Source organism: Pantoea sp. BAV 3049, assembly GCF_009765445.1.
In the GTDB taxonomy this organism is placed as follows: domain Bacteria; phylum Pseudomonadota; class Gammaproteobacteria; order Enterobacterales; family Enterobacteriaceae; genus Erwinia.
Genome location: NZ_WHOY01000031.1, coordinates 3164912 through 3179794 on the forward strand (window position 1 = coordinate 3164912; position 14883 = coordinate 3179794).

The following is a 14883-nucleotide window of genomic DNA, read 5'->3' on the forward strand; positions in this document are numbered from 1 at the left end:
CATAACATTCGGGTTTAGACGTCTAAGCGTCTCGATTGCCAAATAGTAGCATCGACGTTATAGTGGCGGCAACGAGTTAACACATCATAAAAGCCGCGTGATAAAAGGGTTACATTCATGAGCCAGACGTCAATCACTCCCGAGAGCAAACTGCCCGCGCTGGGCACCACCATCTTCACGCAAATGAGCGCACTGGCAGCACAGCACAACGCCATCAACCTGTCACAGGGCTTCCCGGATTTTGACGGCCCGGATTACCTGAAAGCCCGTCTCGCGCACCACGTCAGCGAAGGGGCGAATCAGTATGCACCAATGACCGGCGTGCAGCCGCTGCGGGATGCTATTGCCGCGAAAACTGCTGAGCTATATGGCTACAAGCCGGACAGCAATAGCGAAGTGACCATCACCGCCGGGGCGACCGAAGCACTGTATGCGGCCATGACCGCGCTGGTCCGTCCGGGCGACGAGGTGATCTGCTTCGATCCAAGCTATGACAGCTACGCCCCGGCAGTGACGCTGGCTGGCGGCGTGATGAAACGCATCGCGCTGCAGCCGCCTGCTTTCCGTGTTGACTGGCAGGAATTTGCGGCTCTGCTTTCACCACGCACTCGCCTGGTAATCCTCAATACCCCGCACAACCCTTCAGCCACCGTCTGGCAGAAGAGCGACTTTGAGTCGCTGTGGCAGGCTGTGAAGGAGCAGGAAATTTATGTGCTGAGTGATGAGGTTTACGAGCACATCTGCTTTACGAAAGAAGGCCACGCCAGCGTGCTGGCTCATCCGCAGTTGCGTGAACGGGCCATTGCCGTCTCCTCCTTTGGCAAGACTTACCATATGACCGGCTGGAAAGTGGGTTACTGTGTAGCTCCGGTGGCCCTGACAGCAGAAGTCCGAAAAGTGCATCAGTATCTGACCTTCTCCGTTAACACGCCGGCTCAGCTGGCGCTGGCTGATATGCTGAATGCCGAACCGGAACATTACCGCGAGCTGCCTGACTTCTACCGTGCCCGTCGCGATCGTTTTGTACAGGCGTTGTCGAAAAGCCGCCTGGAAGTGCTGCCGTGCGAGGGAACCTATTTCCTGCTGGCCGATTACAGCGCCATCTCCGATCTGGATGACGTGGCGTTCTGCCAGTGGCTGACCAGAGAAGTCGGCGTGGCGGCTATTCCGCTGTCGGTATTCTGCGCCGATGCCTTTCCCCATAAACTGATCCGCCTGTGCTTCGCCAAACAGGAAGCCACGTTGATTGCTGCTGCGGAGCGCCTGTGCAAAATTTAAATCTCAGCGTCTTACAACAGCCGCTGGTCTGGATGGACGGCGAAGCAAACCTGAGCTTTTTCGACCAGCTGATTGCCGGGCTATCCGGCCGCGATCTGATCATTCTGCCGGAGATGTTCACTACCGGCTTTGCGATGGAAGCGGCTGAAAGTTCACTGCCGGAAGCCCGCGTGATTGAGTGGCTGCATGAAAAAGCCAGGACCACTCAGGCGCTGGTTGGCGGCAGCGCGGCAATTCAGACAGATAAAGGAGCCGTGAACCGTTTCCTGCTGGTTGAGCCGGAAGGCAAGGTCCACAGCTACGACAAGCGCCATCTGTTCCGCATGGCCGACGAACACCATCATTATCTGGCGGGCGCTCGCCGTGAAGTGTTTAAGTGGCGCGGCTGGCGGATCCTGCCGCAGGTTTGCTACGACCTGCGCTTCCCGGTGTTCTCCCGCAATAACAATGATTACGACCTGGCACTGTACGTGGCAAACTGGCCAGCTCCGCGTGCCGGACACTGGCAGGCGCTGCTGCTGGCTCGCGCAATTGAAAACCAGGCGTATATCGCCGGATGCAACCGCGTTGGCAGCGATGGCAATAACCATCAGTACAGCGGCGACAGCCGGATTATCAGCCCACTGGGTGAGATCCTGGCGGCGGGCGAACCCCATCAACCTGCCGTGCTGAATGCGGAACTGTCGCTGAAAACTCTGCAGGAGTACCGTGAGCGCTTCCCGGCATGGCGCGATGCAGATTCGTTCAGCCTGTAATCAGACTGATACACCTTATTATCCTGCCGGTCAGAGTGGATTCGTTCTGATAACTGAACCACTCTGATCTGATTGATGTGAAGCTCCGCGCATTACCCGCATTTCATCGCCGCATTCGGCTCCTCATCCTGATAGCGTTCAAAAAGAATTATGCCGTCTGCTCGGTATGATTCTGATCATGAACAGGAGTTCTGTCCCATTAACAGCAGTGAATTGCGCAAAAGCTACGTTGATGTTTTTTATGCAATTAGCTGGTGAAACTGTTCAGCTGGCGACAGGTCGTCCACGCCCGGATGCCCGTACTGCCCCTTGCGTATCATATGTACTAACTCAATCCCCCGCCAGTACGGCCTGTGCCCGGCGGAACGATTTTAATCCCAACATAGCTCGTGTCCGTCGTTTAATATTCCGGTGATCCTGTTCAATCAGGTTGTTCAGGTATTTGTTGATGGTGATGATTTCTTCATCGGCTCTGCCGACGTTGAGCGTGGTCAGCGCTGACCATTCCATACTTCACCGCTGGATTATCCGGCTGGTACCTCTGCTGGACAGGGCGTTTCGCCGGCTGAACAGTTTTATCTGATGGCAGCCTGAAAAACAGGAAGCACAACTTTTTCCGGTCTGCTGACGTTAATGCGACAGAGCCTGTATATGGTGCAGTGTATGAAGGGGAGCACAGGTCATGCAAACACCCGATCGCGCCGTAGGCGTGCTACGTTCGAGCTTCGGCCCCATCACCCCTAAAATATATTTTCTGGCGGCATAAGATAATTAACAATGAAGACAAAAAGAATAAGATCAAATGTTGTACCGATATATTTACATAACATCATCAACATTGATATGTAACAAAATAAATTGTTACATCAGGACGTTAACCCTCGCCGAAATCACTGCTATGGGCGACACCACCCTATTTTAACTTCATTGCATCCCTACCCTGTAAAATATAATCCACAAAGTCATTTTATTGCTGATACTCGTAATAGCGGGTAATAATCTTTTCCTATAATATACTCACATTCTACGCATTTTAATGAATGTGTAATCATCAAGAAAATAATGACAATACCCTCATTACCTCTGGAGATATCACCTATGAATAAATATTGTTTTTTATCCATTTGCTCGGCCATGCCATTAATGACGGTCTCAAACCTCAGTGAGGCGCAAGAAAGTTCCCTGCGACACGGGTTCGTCAGCGTTCCCCCCTCACGCGCGTACCTTTGTTCCGCACAGGGCGGTAATTTGAACAAAAATTGCGGTTCAATTCAGTATGAGCCGCAGTCGCTGGAAGGGCCGAAAGGCTTTCCTGCCAGCGGTCCGGAAGATGGAAAAATCGCCAGCGCCGGGCACGATAATTATGCGGCACTGGATGAACAAACGGCAACGCGGTGGCATCATTCCAATCTGTCGACCGGAGACAATACCTTTACCTGGACGCTGACCGCGCCGCATAAAACGGATAAATGGCGTTTCTTTATCACCAAAAAAGACTGGAATCCAAATGAAAAACTGACGCGTGACCAGTTTGATCTCAATAAACCCCTGTGCGAGCAAAATGATGAGGGAAAAGTGCCGGAGAGAACGGTAACCATTAAAGGCTGCACTATCCCGTCAGATTATACCGGCTATCATGTTATTTTAGGCATATGAGATATTGCTGACACAGCCAATGCGTTTTATCAGGTAATAGATGTCGATGTAAAATCCTGATATCTGACCGCCGAAAAAGAGGCTGTGTATTTCCGCTGGCAGTTGAAAGAAAAACAGCCTCTGTCTTATGCCGGAGGGTTCTGTGGCATTAAGCTGATCATCAGGTAACATGCTGCTTTTTTTGTGAAGTTACCTGCACATGTCACTGACCCTGACCCAAAAAGCCTTCATACGCCTGCATTATCCCGCTGATGTAATAGCCAGTGTGTCCGCTGGTACCTGCGTCACACCCCGGATTGAGTTGGCGCATATGATACGCAAAGAACAGTATCAAAATCCACCCGGCGATGGATTGTCCGCAGCGGAACAATTTCACCAGCTAATCGCATAAAAAAACAATCAACGTAACTTTTGCGCACCCCACTGCCGTTAATGCGACAGAACCTTTGATTATCCTTGTCACCAGATACCTGAAGTCCGCTATTAATTATCCGGATATTGACTGGCGAACTGTAAAGATTTTCCGGCTAAATATCGCTGCCCACGCTCACAAATTCCCATCCCGCGAAGGATGTACGCTGACCGGACGCTTCGCCACGCTGTTAAAGATGATATTCAGCGTGACCGACACCAGGCAGGCAGCGCTGATCCCGGAGTGGAAAATAGTGCGCACCCAGCCGGGGAACTGGTCGTAGAAGGAAGGCATCACAATCGGGATCATGCCAAAGGCAATGGAAGTCGCCACCACCACCAGGTTCATATTCTCTTTGTAATCCACTTTCCCCAGCGTACGGATGCCGCTTGCCGCGACGGTCCCAAACAACACCACGCCAGCGCCGCCCAGCACAGGCATCGGTACTGCCGCGACAATCCGGCCCAGTACCGGCAGGCAGCCCAACAGCACCAGGATCATCCCACCAGCGGCCACGACATAGCGGCTTTTAATCCCGGTGATAGCCACCAGCCCGATGTTCTGGGCAAAAGCGCTCTGCGGGAAGGAGTTGAAGAGGGGAGCCAGCGCGCTGGTCAGCATATCCGCCCGCAGACCGCTGGCGATACGCTGACTGTCCACTCTGGTACCGACAATTTCACCGATGGCGATCAGTCCGGCGGTGGTTTCTGTCAGCAGCACCAGCACAATCAGCGTCATTGACAGGATCGCCGCCACATTGAACACCGGCATTCCGAAGGTCAGCACACCCGGAAAGGCCAGCATGTCACCGTTGAGCACCGTGGAGAAGTGAGTTTTGCCGCCGACGACGGCAAACAGCGTTCCCAGCATCATGGCCAGCAATACAGCCAGCCTTTTTACCGCAGCGTTACCAATGCGGTTAAGCAACAGCACCATGCCCAGCGTCAGCGCGGCCAGACCAATATTCGTCGTGGAGCCCCATCCCGGCACAGCAGGATTACCGCCCATCGCCCAGCGGGCGGCCACCGGCATCAGCGACAGGCCGATCACGGTGATCACTGTTCCGGTCACGACCGGCGGAAAGAAGCGGATAATATGAGCGAACAGCGGCGCTATCAGCAGCCCAATCAGCGACGAAGCGATTACCGCGCCAAAAACCACCGGCAGGCCGCCGCCGCCCGTTACCAGCGTCACCATGGTAGCCACACCGGCAAAGGAGACGCCCTGCACCAGCGGCAGGCGCGAGCCAAAGCCGGGCACACCAAGCGCCTGCAGCAGCGTGGCGCAGCCACTGACGAACAGCGCCGCCGTCACCAGCATCCCCAACTCTGCGGCATGCAGCCCGGCAGCGGAGCCAATAATCAGCGGTGGCGCGATAATGCCGCCATACATGGTCAGCACGTGTTGCAAACCCCAGGCAAAGGATTTCCCTGCCGGATAACGCATATCTTCTGGCCTGATGCTCATTATTTCACCCTTTGATGCTTAGCCCGCTAACACAGATTAAGGAATTAAATGTTCTCTCAGGCATCCCCAAAATAATTCGAGCGGCAGGAAGGCGGCCAGCGAGCAAATCCCCGGTGAGTAAGTGACCGGGGGCGCTCGTGCAGCCAACGCACCTGCAGTTTGAAGTATGAAGGGGATGTCAACTTCCCCGGTAGGTGGACCACGACCACGGTGAAATCAGGAAGGGCAGATGGTAGTGACTGCCCGCTTCCGGCAGCACAAAATCAATCTGCGCGCTGACATAAAGCGCATCGCGCCCCATGGCCGCAAAGTAGTCGCCAATTTCGGCAATCAGGCGGTAATGGCCGGGAGCCAGCGGCTCGGGGGTCAGATCTTTGATGCGGCCATCGGCATCGGTGCTGCCCTGAGCCACCGGCAACCAACCCTGGCTGCTGTTCTGCTCCAGTGAAATCGCCACGCCGATCGCCGGTTTTCCCAGCGCGGTATCCAGAACGTGAGTGGTGATGGTGCTCATTGAAAGGTCTCCCTGAGGCGCAGCCGGGTGATTTCCCGCAGTTGATCGAGCGCCTCCTGCTGTTCCTGCTGTGGATCGTTCGCCAGACGGCGCACCAGCTCTGAGATCATTTCTTCGCCGCTGCGTCCTTTGGCGCGAATTAAAAATACCCTGCCGAAGCGCTGCTCATAAGCGGCATTGCCCGCTTTTAGCGCCTGCTTCAGCTGGTGATCTTCCTCATTCACACTGGACTGCTCACCACGGGAGAGTGCGGCTTCTTTGCCGCTCCCCCGCGCCCTCTCACCAATGCGGGGATGGGCAGAGAGCGCCTGGGTCAGTGACTTTGCGTCCCATTGCTGCGCCAGCGTATCGCCCTGTTGCAACAGATCGTCCAGCGAAGCGTAAGGCCGCTGCGACACCAGTGCCGTCACCCAGTCATTCAGCGCCACGCAGTGGGCAATCAGTTTTTTTGCTTCGGCAGCCGACGCCAGATTAAATTGTTCCAGCTTCATCGCAGTTCTCCTGCCACATCCCGTACCACCCGCGCATAAGCCTGAATGGCGCTGGCGACGTCCTGCTCCATCACCGATTCAGACGGATGGTGGCTGATGCCGCGTTCGTTACGCACGAACAGCATCCCCACTGGCCAGCGTTCGGCGATGGCGATGGCATCGTGCCCCGCGCCACTGGGCAGCGACAGGCTGCGGCCCTGCACTTGTGTTACCGCGCGACTCAACGCAGCCTGCAACCCTTCATCACAGCGGGTTGCCGGGATCTGATAATACTCATCCGCGCTGAAGGACAGTCCGCGACGAAGAGCGATGGCTTCCGCCTGGGTCAGTAACACTGACAGCAGCTCTGCCAGCGGCCGATCTTCCGGCCCGCGTACATCCAGCGTCAGTGCCACATCGCCGGGAATAACGTTCACCGCGCCCGGAGAGCATTGCAGCGTGCCTACCGTCGCCACCAGCTGTGGGCTGTATTTCGGCGTGGTCTGCTCGATAAACACCATCCACTCCGCAGCAGCGGCCAGTGCATCTTTCCGGTGGGTCATCGGTACAGTGCCTGCGTGCCCCGCTTCACCCACAAAACGGCAGTTCAGGCGACGAGCGCCATTAATTGCCGTTACCACGCCCAGCGGCAGATCTTCCTGCTCCAGACATGGCCCCTGCTCAATATGCAGTTCCAGATAAGCGACAATCTCTTTCACTTCCCGCGCAGCCTGCTGAATGGCTCCGGCATCCAGCCCGACGTCCGCCATCGCTTCCGCTACGGTGATACTGTTACCATCAGGATGGGTGAGCCAGCTTTCCGGCCAGGTGCCAGTAATACCACGGCTGCCAAGCAGGGTAATGCCGAAGCGCGTGCCTTCTTCATCGCCAAAGCCTACGATCTCCACTGCCAGCGGCAGCCTTTTACCTTCGGCCTGCAGCGACTGCACGGTTTCAATCGCGGTCAGCACGCCGAGCATGCCGTCATAGCGTCCGGCATTACGCACGGTATCCAGATGCGAGCCCAGCAGCAGCGCAGGTGCTCCCGGTTCCAGACCTTCATAGCGGCCACAAATGTTGCCGACGCTGTCCTGCCAGACCGTCATCCCCGCCGCCGCCATCCACTCACCGACCAGCGCGTTGGCACGCAGATGCTCAGTTGAAAGATACACGCGGGTCAGAAACTCCGGCGTTTCGCTGATTTCTGCCAGTTGGTCACAGCGGGCCATCACCCTGGCGGCCGCCTGTGCCGCCTGAGCCGCGCTCATCAGGCCGTAACTCATCAGCAGCTCCCATTGGCGTAATGGTCCCAGGCTGACTGCATGGCCGCGCCCTGGGGGGTTTTGAAGCCCAGATAGTTCAGCACCGACTCCAGCGCGCTCAGCGTTTGCATCACGCAGTCTTTACGGGCGTTGTAGCCCATGGTGCCGATGCGCCAGACCTTGCCGTGCAGCGGGCCAAATGAGGTGCCGATCTCAATACCGAAATCTTCCAGCATCAGCTTGCGAACCTGATCGCCGTTCACGCCCTGCGGGATCACCACGCCGAGCACGTTATTCATTTTGTGTTTCAGGTTGCCGAAAGTGTCCAGCCCCATGCCCTGAATGCCTTTCAGCAGCGCATCGCCGTGCAGCTTGTGGCGGGCAATGCCTTTATCCAGCCCTTCCTGGAGGATCAGCCGCGCACATTCACGCGCGCCAAACAGGGCTGAAGTCGCTTCGGTATGGTGGTTCAGGCGCTCCGGCCCCCAGTAATCCATGATCATCCCGAGATCGAAGTAGTTGGAGTAGATCATCTCGTCATCGCCATCCTGGTGCGCCGCAGTGCGGATCCCCTCTTCCACGCATTTACGCTTGCGGATTACCGCTTCCATCTCCGGGCTGAGGGTGACTGGCGAGGTGCCGGACGGGCCCCCCAGACACTTCTGCATCCCGGCGGAAACCGCATCAAGTCCCCAGGCATCGGTTTCCAGCGCATTCCCGGCAAACGAGGCAGTGGCATCGGTATAGAACAACACACCGTACTTTTTACAGATCGCCCCCAGCTCTTCAAGCGGCTGCAGCATGGTGGTCGAGGTGTCGCCCTGCACCGTCAGCAGCAGGCGTGGACGCACGACTTTGATCGCATCTTCAATCTGGTCCGGGGTGAAAACTTCGCCCCACGGCGCTTCGATGGTGTGCACTTCGGCACGGCAGCGGCGGGCAATTTCACACAGCAAATGGCCGAAGCGGCCAAACACCGGCACCAGCACCTTATCGCCGGGACGGATCGCCGACAGCAGGATTGCCTCGATCCCCGCGCGGGAAGTGCCGTCGATCAGCATCGTCCAGCGGTTTTGGGTACGGAATACGCCACGATACAGCTCCATCACTTCGTTCATATAATGCGTCATTGCCGGATCGTACTGCCCGAGCAGCTGGCTGGACATGGCGCGTAACACGCGCGGATCGGCATTGATCGGTCCCGGTCCCATTAGCAGGCGTTGTGGCGGGTTAATTTGTGGGTACTTAGATAAATCCATCTTCTCTGTCCTTCTTTTGTGATCCCGGCGCGCTTAGCTGAGGCCGCGTGACCCGTGAGATAAACTGTTTGAGTTCCTGGGTTTGAGGGCTGGCAAAGACCGTTTTGCTGTCGCCCTGCTCCCACACGCGGCCCTGATGCATAAACACCACGCGGTCGCCCACTTCACGGGCGAAACTCATTTCATGGGTCACGAGGATTAGCGTCATGCCCTCTTTTGCCAGTTGCTCAAGCACCTTCAGCACTTCCCCGACCAGTTCCGGGTCAAGAGCTGAAGTGATTTCATCACATAGCAGTACCTTCGGCGACATCGCCAGGGCGCGGGCAATCGCCACTCGCTGCTGCTGACCGCCGGAGAGGTTGGCGGGGTAATAGTCCATGCGGTCGCCCAGGCCGACTTTCTCAAGCATCTGTGCCGCGAGAGTCCGGCACTCGGCCTCTTTCTTCTTCAGCACCCGGCGCGGAGCCAGCATGACATTTTCCAGCGCGGTCATGTGCGGGAACAGGTTGAAGTTCTGGAAAACCATACCGACCGAGCGGCTGATTTCGCGCGCCTGGGTATCCCGCTCGGTAATGGTCATGCCGCCGAGCTTGATGCTGCCTTCCTGATAGCCTTCCAGCCCATTCATGCAGCGCAGCAGGGTACTTTTTCCAGAGCCGCTGCGACCGATAATGGAAATGACTTCACCCATTTCCACGTCGAGATCCACGCCTTTCAGCACGTGATTGTCGCCGTAGTATTTCTGCACCTGATTAATGGTGATGAGCGGCATTGAATTTCTTCTCCAGTGACTTGCTGTAGCGGGACAGCGGATAACACATCAGGAAGTAGCCCAGGGCCACCAGTCCGAAGACTTTAAAGGGTTGATAAGTCACGTTGTTAAGGATGGTGCCGGCCTTGGTCAGCTCGACAAAACCGATGATTGACGCCAGCGCCGTGCCTTTCACCACCTGCACCGCAAATCCCACCGTCGGCGCGATGCCAATCCGCAGCGCCTGCGGCAGCACCACGCGGTACAGCGTCTGACCAAAATTCAGGCCCAGGCAGCGTGAAGCTTCCCACTGCCCTTTGGGCAGGGCTTTGATGCTGCCATGCCAGATATCGACCAGAAAAGCACTGGTATAGAACGTCAGTGCCAGCGAGGCCGCCGTCCACGGTGAAACATCCACGCCAAACAGCGCCACGCCAAAAAAGACCAGGAACAGCTGCATCAGCAACGGCGTACCCTGGAACAGTTCGATATAGCCGCGGATCAACCGGTTCGGCCAGCGGCGGCCGGTCAGCCGGATGGTCACCAGCGGCAACGCCACCACCGTGCCGCCGAAGAAGGCAGTCAGTGACAGCAACAGGGTCCAGCGCGCTGCCAGCAGCAGATTGCGCAGGATGTCCCAGTCGGTAAATGTTGTCATCCTGGCGCTCCTCCCAACCACTTGCGTCCGGCAGCCAGCAGAACCTGACGCATCGCAATCGACAGCGCGAGGTAGATCAGCGTGGTCACCAGGTACACCTCAAAGCTCAGAAAAGTGCGCGACTGGATCAGGTTGGCAGCAAAGGTCAGTTCTTCACAAGAGACCTGCGATACCACCGACGAGCCGAGCATCACGATAATGCACTGGCTGACCAGCGCCGGATAAATACGTTTCAGCGACGGCGGCAGCACGACCCGCAGGAAAGTCTGCGTGTGGGTCAGGCCGAGCACCCGTCCGGCCTCCCACTGCCCTTTCGGGGTCACCTGGATCCCGGCGCGGATGATTTCGGTGCTGTAGGCACCGAGATTAATCAGCATCGCCAGTAACGCCGCTTCCCCCGCGGTGAGCTTCAGCCCCAGATTCGGCAGGCCAAAAACGATAAAGAACAGCTGGACCACAAACGGCGTGTTGCGGATCAGCTCAACATAGCAGCCCCACAGCCGGCTGAGCAGTGAAGGCCTGCCGCTGCGCAGGGCCGCTCCCAGAATGCCCAGCGACACGCCACCCACGGTAGCCAGCACGGTCAGCTGGAGGGTGGCCCATAGCCCGGAGAGCAGCTCCGGCCAGTGTGGCCAGAGCGCAGGAAAGTTGAGTTGCCCCATCATCGCCTGCCCTTACGCGCCGAGATCTGCCGGCAGTGGCGCTTTCAGCCACTCTTCAGACAGGCCGTTCAGCGTCTTATCTTTGATGGCCTGCTCGATCAGCTCATCCACTTTCGCCTTCAGCGTCGGTTCGTCTTTGCGCATGCCGATAAAGCACGGAGAATCCTTCAGCATAAATTTCGCTACCGGTGCTTTGTCCGCGTTCTGACGGGCAATCGCAGCCACCACCAGGTTACCGGTTGCCACATATTGCACCTGGCCAGAAAGGTAAGCAGAGAGTGTGGTGTTGTTATCTTCATAGCGCTTCAGCTGGGCGTCTTTCGGAGCAATGTCGCTCAGCACCATGTCTTCCACCGCACCACGGGTCACGCCGATGGATTTGCCGCTCAGTCCGGCCGCCTCTTTCAGGTCAGCGTCTTTCGGGCCAAACACCCCAAGGAAGAACGGCGCATAAGCACGGCTGAATGCGATCACTTTTTCGCGTTCCGGATTTTTACCCATGCTGGAGATCACCAGATCCACTTTATCAGTCTGCAGATAAGGGACTCGGTTTGCACTGGTAACCGGCACCAGCTGCAACTTCAGTTTCATCAGTTTTGCCAGGTATTTTGCCATATCGATGTCATAACCCTGGGGCTGCAGATCGGTACCCACTGAACCAAACGGCGGGAAATCCTGCGGAACGGCAACGCGCAAAACGCCTCGTTTTTCAATGTCCTGTAGCTGATCAGCCATCGCATGAGTCATCTGAGTTAACATCAGCGCCGCACCTAATACTGCCAGTAATGCTTTCTTCATTCTTCTCTTCCCCGATTAAGTCATCATGAAACGAAAGATTCTTGAAGAAGATGTTTGCAACTAATGTGCCATCAACAGGAAATCGACGCTAATTATTTTTGGGCGCAGAACGTCACGCCTGCTGAAAGCAGAAACGCGAGGGAAAAACAGCGTGGGATCCCGAAGTTTAGCTTTAACAGTCAGGATTTTTGCCGGGCAAACGGTTGCCCTGCAAGTGGAAAGAAACGTTAGTTACAGCAAGAACGAAGTTGAGCGGAGCGATTCAGCATTCGCCCCACAATAAAGCAAAGCACCAAAACAGTGCCCCACTAACGTTGTTCCAGCTCGTCCAGATGGCTGTAGAGGTCGGCAATCTGGTGAATACGCTGACGACCTTCGCTGAGCAATTCATGCAGCACGGCATTCGCCAGCAGATTGATCAGGCTGTTAGCCGAAGCATAGCTGTCAAAGGCGGATACGCTGTCCAGCGGAGCGCAAAGCTGCCAGCGGGCCAGAGCAATCACCGCCTGCGCCTGAGGTTCGCACATCACCAGCGTCGGGATGTTTTCACTCTGCAACTGCTGCAGTAACGGTTTGATAATCCGTGGACGACGGCGGAAAGCCATCACCACCACCATATCTTCCGGCGTCACTTCCACCAGCTCTTCCGACAACGTCTGGCCCGGCTGCGGCAACACCTGTACGCCGCCACGCGCCTGCAGCAGCTGCTGACGAAGGTGCAGTGCCACCGGATAGGCATTTCTCATCCCGATGATAAATATACGTTTTGCGGTAGCCAGCTGCTGAACCACCTCACCAAACTGAGCGGTATCAATGGTGTTTACCCACAGGGTGAGATTGGCCATTTCCTGCTTATAATGGCGGGCCAGCAGCGTGTTACCCTGCACCGCATCCCGGTTATCGGTCAGCGGCATGCCGCTCTGGCGCAGCGTGCGCAGTTCGTCACGCATATCCTTGTATTTTTCATACCCAAGACGCCTGAAGAGGCGGCTGACCGTCGCCTTGGAGACGCCGCTGAGCCTGGCCAGCTCGGCGCTGTTGTAGCTGATCAGGTCGTCGAAGTGGTCGAAAGCAAAATCAGCCACGCGCTGCTCCTGTGGAGAGAGCTGCGGGTAGTGACTTCTCAGGCGTTCATCGAGCTGCTTCATATCTCAGACCTTTGTAACTTTCGTTTCAGAGAACATAGCCTATACAAATAACGTGCCTGCTGAAAAATTTTTTCGCTGAGCAATCCTCTGATTCTCTCCGGCGGCTTTTTTCCGGTGGCCAACAAACTGGAACATCTCTTGCTTGATTATCCCTTGTTACCCGTTATCCCCTGTAACCCGAAAAAAATGAGACTGTGATGATCCAAAGTAATATCGCCCCGCTCGGCATGGCCGTGGCACCCCATCATCTGGCCAGTGAAAGCGCACTGGCCGTGTTGCGCGAAGGGGGCAATGCGATTGAAGCAATGGTTGCTGCCGCGGCTACCATCGCGGTGGTTTATCCGCATATGAACGGGTTGGGAGGGGATGGCTTCTGGCTGATTGTTCCTCCACAGGGCGACCCGATAGCCATTGATGCCAGCGGTGCCGCAGGTTCGCTGGCTGATTTCTCCTTTTATGAAGATGCGGCGACCATCCCCCATCGCGGCCCGAAAGCGGCGCTGACCGTGGCCGGAACAGTCAGCGGTTGGGCTGAGGCGCTGGAGGTCTCGGCTGAATTCGGCGGTAGCGCCATGCCGGTTTCGCGCCTGCTGGCCGATGCCATCCGCTACGCCGCAGACGGTATTCCGGTCACCGACTCTCAATCTTCCGCGACCCGCAGCAAATACCACGAGCTGGCGAATCAGCCCGGCTTTGCTGCCACCTTTTTACCGGACGGCGAAGTCCCCCGCCCCGGAAGCCGCTTCACTCAGCCGGAGCTGGCTGACACGCTGAGTATCCTGACCGAAGAGGGGCTGGAGAGTTTCTATCGCGGTTCGCTGGCAACCAGGCTGGCGAGTGAGATGTCAGCCCTGGGCATGCCGATTACCCTTGAAGACCTGAACCATCATCATGCGCTGCGCCGCACTCCGCTGCGTATTGAGCATCAGTCCGGCGAAGTATTCAATATGACCCCTCCCACCCAGGGGCTGGTTTCACTGGCGATCCTCGGCATCACCGACCACCTGAACATGGCCGATGCCGATGAGGCGCAGACCATCCACCGCATCGTTGAAGCCACCAAGCTGGCCTTTGACCTGCGCGATCGCTATATCACCGATCCGCTGCATATGCAGGAACAGATGCAGACGCTACTGGATTCCGACCTGCTGGTGCAGCTGGCGGGAAAAATTGATGACCGGCAGGCTGCGCCATGGGGCACCGGTAAAGGCCCCGGCGATACCGTGTGGATGGGCGTGATGGACAGCAGCGGGCTGGCCGTGTCGTTTATTCAGAGCATTTATCACGAGTTTGGCAGTGGCGTGGTGATCCCGGGCACAGGTATTACCTGGCAAAACCGCGGAGCGGCGTTCAGCCTCGATCCGGATCATCTGCTGGCGCTGGCACCGGGCAAGCAGCCATTCCACACCCTGAACCCGGCCGCCGCACGTCTGAATGACGGCCGCACCATAGTGTACGGTTCAATGGGCGGAGACGGCCAGCCGCAGACCCAGGCTGCAATTTTCACCCGTCATGTGGTGCAGGGCATGCCGCTGCAGGAGTGCGTCAGCGCCCCGCGCTGGCTGCTGGGCCGTACCTGGGGACAATCTTCCGACTCGCTGAAGCTGGAAGGCCGGTTTGCACCTGAAACCTTTAACCAACTTCGCGCGCTGGGCCATGAAGTCGAAGAGTTGCCCGCCTTCAGCGAGGCTGTTGGTCACGCCGGGGCCATTGTCCGGCACACTAACGGCATGCTGGAAGGCGCATGTGACCCACGCAGTAACGGCAGCGCAGCGGGTTTTTAACAGGAGAGG

General features: G+C 56.9%; 14 protein-coding genes and 2 pseudogenes. 5 read left to right on the forward strand and 11 right to left on the reverse strand.

Annotated features, from left to right (window positions below; all coding sequences use genetic code 11):
- Nucleotides 1-117: 117 nt before the first annotated feature.
- Together GSQ70_RS15810 and GSQ70_RS15815 are read left to right on the forward strand one after the other, a co-directional pair.
- Nucleotides 118-1278, forward strand: a complete 1161-nt coding sequence (locus GSQ70_RS15810) for a pyridoxal phosphate-dependent aminotransferase (RefSeq protein WP_158783431.1) — start codon at nt 118-120, stop codon at nt 1276-1278.
- Nucleotides 1266-2033, forward strand: coding sequence for an amidohydrolase (locus GSQ70_RS15815; protein ID WP_158783432.1), 768 nt, complete (start codon nt 1266-1268; stop codon nt 2031-2033). Before GSQ70_RS15810 ends, GSQ70_RS15815 begins: the two co-directional genes overlap by 13 nt.
- A 239-nt stretch (nt 2034-2272) precedes the next feature.
- Here GSQ70_RS15815 and GSQ70_RS15820 read toward each other — a convergent pair.
- A pseudogene (locus GSQ70_RS15820) lies at nt 2273-2534 on the reverse strand (DDE-type integrase/transposase/recombinase); the annotation flags it as partial.
- Nucleotides 2535-3131: 597 nt separating this feature from the next.
- On the opposite strand from GSQ70_RS15820, the gene GSQ70_RS15825 reads away from it, so the two are divergent.
- Nucleotides 3132-3689 (forward strand): lytic polysaccharide monooxygenase, encoded by a 558-nt coding sequence (locus GSQ70_RS15825; RefSeq protein WP_158783433.1) that lies wholly within the window; start codon nt 3132-3134, stop codon nt 3687-3689.
- Nucleotides 3690-3894: 205 nt separating this feature from the next.
- Nucleotides 3895-3971: pseudogene (locus GSQ70_RS26420) on the forward strand (IS6 family transposase); the annotation flags it as partial.
- A gap of 265 nt (nt 3972-4236) precedes the next feature.
- On the opposite strand, the gene GSQ70_RS15835 reads toward GSQ70_RS26420, so the two are convergent.
- From GSQ70_RS15835 to hpxU, 10 genes are all read right to left on the reverse strand, one after another.
- The gene (locus GSQ70_RS15835; RefSeq protein WP_158783434.1) at nt 4237-5568 is read right to left on the reverse strand and encodes a nucleobase:cation symporter-2 family protein; all 1332 of its coding nucleotides are present in this window, start codon (nt 5566-5568) and stop codon (nt 4237-4239) included.
- A 178-nt stretch (nt 5569-5746) separates the two neighbouring features.
- Nucleotides 5747-6082: a hydroxyisourate hydrolase gene (gene uraH / locus GSQ70_RS15840; RefSeq protein ID WP_158783435.1), complete on the reverse strand. Its 336-nt coding sequence runs from the start codon at nt 6080-6082 to the stop codon at nt 5747-5749.
- Nucleotides 6079-6573 carry a 2-oxo-4-hydroxy-4-carboxy-5-ureidoimidazoline decarboxylase gene (gene uraD / locus GSQ70_RS15845; RefSeq protein WP_158783436.1) on the reverse strand — a complete coding sequence of 165 codons (495 nt, stop codon included), beginning with the start codon at nt 6571-6573 and terminating at the stop codon, nt 6079-6081. The genes uraH and uraD overlap by 4 nt, the downstream gene beginning before the upstream one ends.
- Entirely contained in the window at nt 6570-7835 is a 1266-nt protein-coding gene (gene hpxK / locus GSQ70_RS15850) for an allantoate amidohydrolase (protein WP_158783437.1), read from the reverse strand. The genes uraD and hpxK overlap by 4 nt, the downstream gene beginning before the upstream one ends.
- Complete coding sequence (locus GSQ70_RS15855; protein ID WP_158783438.1) at nt 7835-9073, reverse strand: alanine--glyoxylate aminotransferase family protein; 1239 nt, start codon at nt 9071-9073, stop codon at nt 7835-7837. The genes hpxK and GSQ70_RS15855 overlap by 1 nt, the downstream gene beginning before the upstream one ends.
- Entirely contained in the window at nt 9060-9845 is a 786-nt protein-coding gene (locus GSQ70_RS15860) for an amino acid ABC transporter ATP-binding protein (protein ID WP_233268323.1), read from the reverse strand. Before GSQ70_RS15860 ends, GSQ70_RS15855 begins: the two co-directional genes overlap by 14 nt.
- A complete protein-coding gene (locus GSQ70_RS15865; protein WP_158783439.1) occupies nt 9826-10482 on the reverse strand; it encodes an amino acid ABC transporter permease in 657 nt (218 codons plus the stop codon). The genes GSQ70_RS15860 and GSQ70_RS15865 overlap by 20 nt, the downstream gene beginning before the upstream one ends.
- Entirely contained in the window at nt 10479-11147 is a 669-nt protein-coding gene (locus tag GSQ70_RS15870) for an amino acid ABC transporter permease (RefSeq protein ID WP_158783440.1), read from the reverse strand. The genes GSQ70_RS15865 and GSQ70_RS15870 overlap by 4 nt, the downstream gene beginning before the upstream one ends.
- Before the next feature lie 9 nt (nt 11148-11156).
- On the reverse strand, nt 11157-11942 hold the full coding sequence (locus tag GSQ70_RS15875; protein ID WP_158783441.1) for a transporter substrate-binding domain-containing protein: 786 nt from the start codon (nt 11940-11942) through the stop codon (nt 11157-11159).
- Between the two features lie 308 nt (nt 11943-12250).
- On the reverse strand, nt 12251-13090 hold the full coding sequence (gene hpxU / locus GSQ70_RS15880; RefSeq protein ID WP_158783442.1) for a MurR/RpiR family transcriptional regulator HpxU: 840 nt from the start codon (nt 13088-13090) through the stop codon (nt 12251-12253).
- Nucleotides 13091-13287: 197 nt separating this feature from the next.
- On the opposite strand from hpxU, the gene GSQ70_RS15885 reads away from it, so the two are divergent.
- Nucleotides 13288-14874, forward strand: a complete 1587-nt coding sequence (locus tag GSQ70_RS15885; protein ID WP_158783443.1) for a gamma-glutamyltransferase family protein — start codon at nt 13288-13290, stop codon at nt 14872-14874.
- Nucleotides 14875-14883: the final 9 nt, after the last annotated feature.

Excerpts from the sequence above, each read along its gene's own strand:
- GSQ70_RS15870 (WP_158783440.1), bottom strand. The coding sequence starts at position 11,147 with ATGATGGGGCAACTCAACTTTCCTGCGCTCTGGCCACACTGGCCGGAG.
- GSQ70_RS15885 (WP_158783443.1), top strand. The coding sequence starts at position 13,288 with ATGATCCAAAGTAATATCGCCCCGCTCGGCATGGCCGTGGCACCCCAT.
- GSQ70_RS15810 (WP_158783431.1), top strand. The coding sequence starts at position 118 with ATGAGCCAGACGTCAATCACTCCCGAGAGCAAACTGCCCGCGCTGGGC.
- GSQ70_RS15825 (WP_158783433.1), top strand. The coding sequence starts at position 3,132 with ATGAATAAATATTGTTTTTTATCCATTTGCTCGGCCATGCCATTAATG.
- uraD (WP_158783436.1), bottom strand. The coding sequence starts at position 6,573 with ATGAAGCTGGAACAATTTAATCTGGCGTCGGCTGCCGAAGCAAAAAAA.
- GSQ70_RS15875 (WP_158783441.1), bottom strand. The coding sequence starts at position 11,942 with ATGAAGAAAGCATTACTGGCAGTATTAGGTGCGGCGCTGATGTTAACT.
- hpxK (WP_158783437.1), bottom strand. The coding sequence starts at position 7,835 with ATGAGTTACGGCCTGATGAGCGCGGCTCAGGCGGCACAGGCGGCCGCC.
- GSQ70_RS15865 (WP_158783439.1), bottom strand. The coding sequence starts at position 10,482 with ATGACAACATTTACCGACTGGGACATCCTGCGCAATCTGCTGCTGGCA.
- GSQ70_RS15835 (WP_158783434.1), bottom strand. The coding sequence starts at position 5,568 with ATGAGCATCAGGCCAGAAGATATGCGTTATCCGGCAGGGAAATCCTTT.
- uraH (WP_158783435.1), bottom strand. The coding sequence starts at position 6,082 with ATGAGCACCATCACCACTCACGTTCTGGATACCGCGCTGGGAAAACCG.
- hpxU (WP_158783442.1), bottom strand. The coding sequence starts at position 13,090 with ATGAAGCAGCTCGATGAACGCCTGAGAAGTCACTACCCGCAGCTCTCT.
- GSQ70_RS15860 (WP_233268323.1), bottom strand. The coding sequence starts at position 9,845 with ATGCCGCTCATCACCATTAATCAGGTGCAGAAATACTACGGCGACAAT.
- GSQ70_RS15855 (WP_158783438.1), bottom strand. The coding sequence starts at position 9,073 with ATGGATTTATCTAAGTACCCACAAATTAACCCGCCACAACGCCTGCTA.